The 2,165-nt window shown below is 61.3% G+C and carries 4 protein-coding genes; 3 read left to right on the top strand and 1 reads right to left on the bottom strand.

The window, feature by feature from the left end; translation table 11 throughout:
• The coding region (locus EOA36_RS37860) for a hypothetical protein (protein WP_210212443.1) at window positions 1-263 on the top strand (263 nt) is incomplete at its 5' end.
• A gap of 50 nt (window positions 264-313) precedes the next feature.
• Here EOA36_RS37860 and EOA36_RS34000 read toward each other — a convergent pair.
• On the bottom strand, window positions 314-595 hold the full coding sequence (locus EOA36_RS34000; protein ID WP_127281077.1) for a hypothetical protein: 282 nt from the start codon (window positions 593-595) through the stop codon (window positions 314-316).
• Window positions 596-815: 220 nt separating this feature from the next.
• On the opposite strand from EOA36_RS34000, the gene EOA36_RS33995 reads away from it, so the two are divergent.
• Together EOA36_RS33995 and EOA36_RS33990 are read left to right on the top strand one after the other, a co-directional pair.
• Window positions 816-1,262 (top strand): DOPA 4,5-dioxygenase family protein, encoded by a 447-nt coding sequence (locus tag EOA36_RS33995; RefSeq protein WP_127281076.1) that lies wholly within the window; start codon window positions 816-818, stop codon window positions 1,260-1,262.
• A 66-nt stretch (window positions 1,263-1,328) separates the two neighbouring features.
• The coding region (locus EOA36_RS33990) for an ornithine cyclodeaminase family protein (RefSeq protein ID WP_145969475.1) at window positions 1,329-2,165 on the top strand (837 nt) is incomplete at its 3' end.

Below are 2,165 nucleotides of genomic sequence, written 5' to 3'. Positions count from 1 at the left end.
CGGATGCCGGCATCGAGCAGGGCCGCCTCGTATTCGGGCCGCGACGATTCGAAATGAAGATCGAGCCACCCGGCCTCGCTCGCTTCGTGACCGGTGGACGTTTGATTCCCAGCAGACAAATGATCACCCTCCATGGCGCGGCAGGGATAGAAGCGCCGTGTCCCGCCATTCAGCCCAAGAACGCGGTCTTGAGCAAGGTCACTGCCCGCTCGACCCGCCGGGAAGATCGGCAACGGCTGGCACCGCGAGCAATTTGGCCGTGAGGAACTGAGGGCGCGAGGATCGCGCTCCTCAGATCGTGAGCCTCGGTCGGCTATTTGGTCTGCAACAAATCCCAAGTGCTGTCGGAAGTCGTGCAGTCAGTCGTATAAGGCGCTTTGTTTGTATCCACCCAAGCGAGGCATTGCCCTCGGGAACTGCTTCTGATTTTGAGGTTGGTTTCCTTTTTATCTATCTTCTTCTCGAGGCAGACCAACTGTTTTTTGACACTCTTCTCCTTCGCACATTCGCCATCAGCATGAGCTGATGACACAATAGAAATAGCGAAGGCGAACGACAATCCGATAGCTGCGGTAACTCCGAGTGATTTTCCCATTTTCCCTCTCCCATTTCGCCATATTTATCTGGCGCAAACAAAAATTAGACAAAACTAAATAAATGTATAGATGTTCACGTATTTTTGATGCGCTGGACCGTCTTGGACAAGGCCGAAGCGAAGTCGTCCGATGACTCGCACCTTCATCCGGAATGATTTCCATGAAACGGTGAACCGTTCTAGATTTGCGCCTGGCGCGACACACCAGGGGAGCATCGAGATGAGCAAAGCCAGTTCAACGCCGGCCGGGCAACCCCGACCGCCCAGCCCGAGACAACTCGCCGAGATCGCCAGCTACCACGCCCATATCTATTACGGCGACGCCGACCAGCGCCAATACGCCGAATGGCTGCGCCAGCGCATCGCCGAACGCTTCCGCGTGCGCCTGGGCAGTTGGCGCGACGAGCCCGTCGGCCCGCATGAGCAAGCCATGTACCAGGTCTCCTTCGCCACCGAAATCTTCGCCACGCTGGTGCCCTGGCTGATGCTGAACCATGGCGGCCTCAGCATCCTCATCCACCCCAACACCACCAACCCCAAGCGCGACCACCTGGTCGACCCGCTCTGGATCGGAAAGGCATTGGGCGTGCATGGCGAGGTGCTGGGGGAAGAGGATGAGGCGGAAGAGGCGCTGGAGGTGAACACGGAGCCGACGCTGGAGGCGTGAGAGGGCGTCCAGACCCGCGATGAGGGGCTCTCGCGGCGATTTGATGATCCCATGGGGAATGACAAGATGAACAACCAACCTTTGGCCGCCGAAACCTTGCCCTATCTGTCGGCCGCCCTGCTCGACCGCCTGTCGATCTCGACAGTCGACATGGTTGACGAGATCGAACGCCAGATATCAGGCCAGAGGCGGGGCGAAGTCTGGTGCGCGCCGAAGGCGGTCGTGCTGCCGGGCGACGACCGCTACATCATGGCGACGCTCGGCGTTGCGTCGACGCCGCCCGTGCTGGCCACGAAATCGCTGGTCGTCAATCCGCGCAACGCCGGGCGCGGACTGCCCACGCTGAATTCCCTGATCACGCTGCTCGACGCCGAAACCGGCCTGCCGCTTGCCCTGGTCGACGGCAATTGGGTGACCGAGAAACGCACCGCCGCCTTGAGCGCCGTCGCCGCCAGGCAAATGGCCAGAAGCGACGCGTCATCCCTGGCCTTCATCGGCTGCGGGGTGCAGGCCCGCGGCCACCTCGAAGCCTTCGCCGACCTCTTCCCCTTGCGCGAAATCCGCGCCTTCGGCCGCGGCACCGCCAACCGCGACGCGCTGTGCCAGATGGCGCGGTCGCGAGGGCTGCAAGCAATCCCCTGCGACACGGCAAGGGCCGCGATTGAAGGCGCCGACATGGTGGTGACGACGGTGACCCTGGTGCCCAAACCCGAACCGTTCCTCGACGCCAACTGGCTGAAGCCGGGAAGCTTCACCGTGATGACCGACCAGGCCCTGCCCTGGCTGCCCGAAACGATGCGCCGCTTTGATCGCATTGTCGTGGATGATCTGGAGCAGGAGAAGAACATGGCCAAGCCGATGGTTGATCCCGGCTTGGTTGTGGGTGACCTGACGGGGTTGGTT

The organism is Mesorhizobium sp. M8A.F.Ca.ET.021.01.1.1 (assembly GCF_003998025.1).
GTDB lineage: Bacteria > Pseudomonadota > Alphaproteobacteria > Rhizobiales > Rhizobiaceae > Mesorhizobium.
Note: the sequence above shows the minus strand (reverse complement) of the source record. Positions and strands in the feature narration are given on the sequence as shown.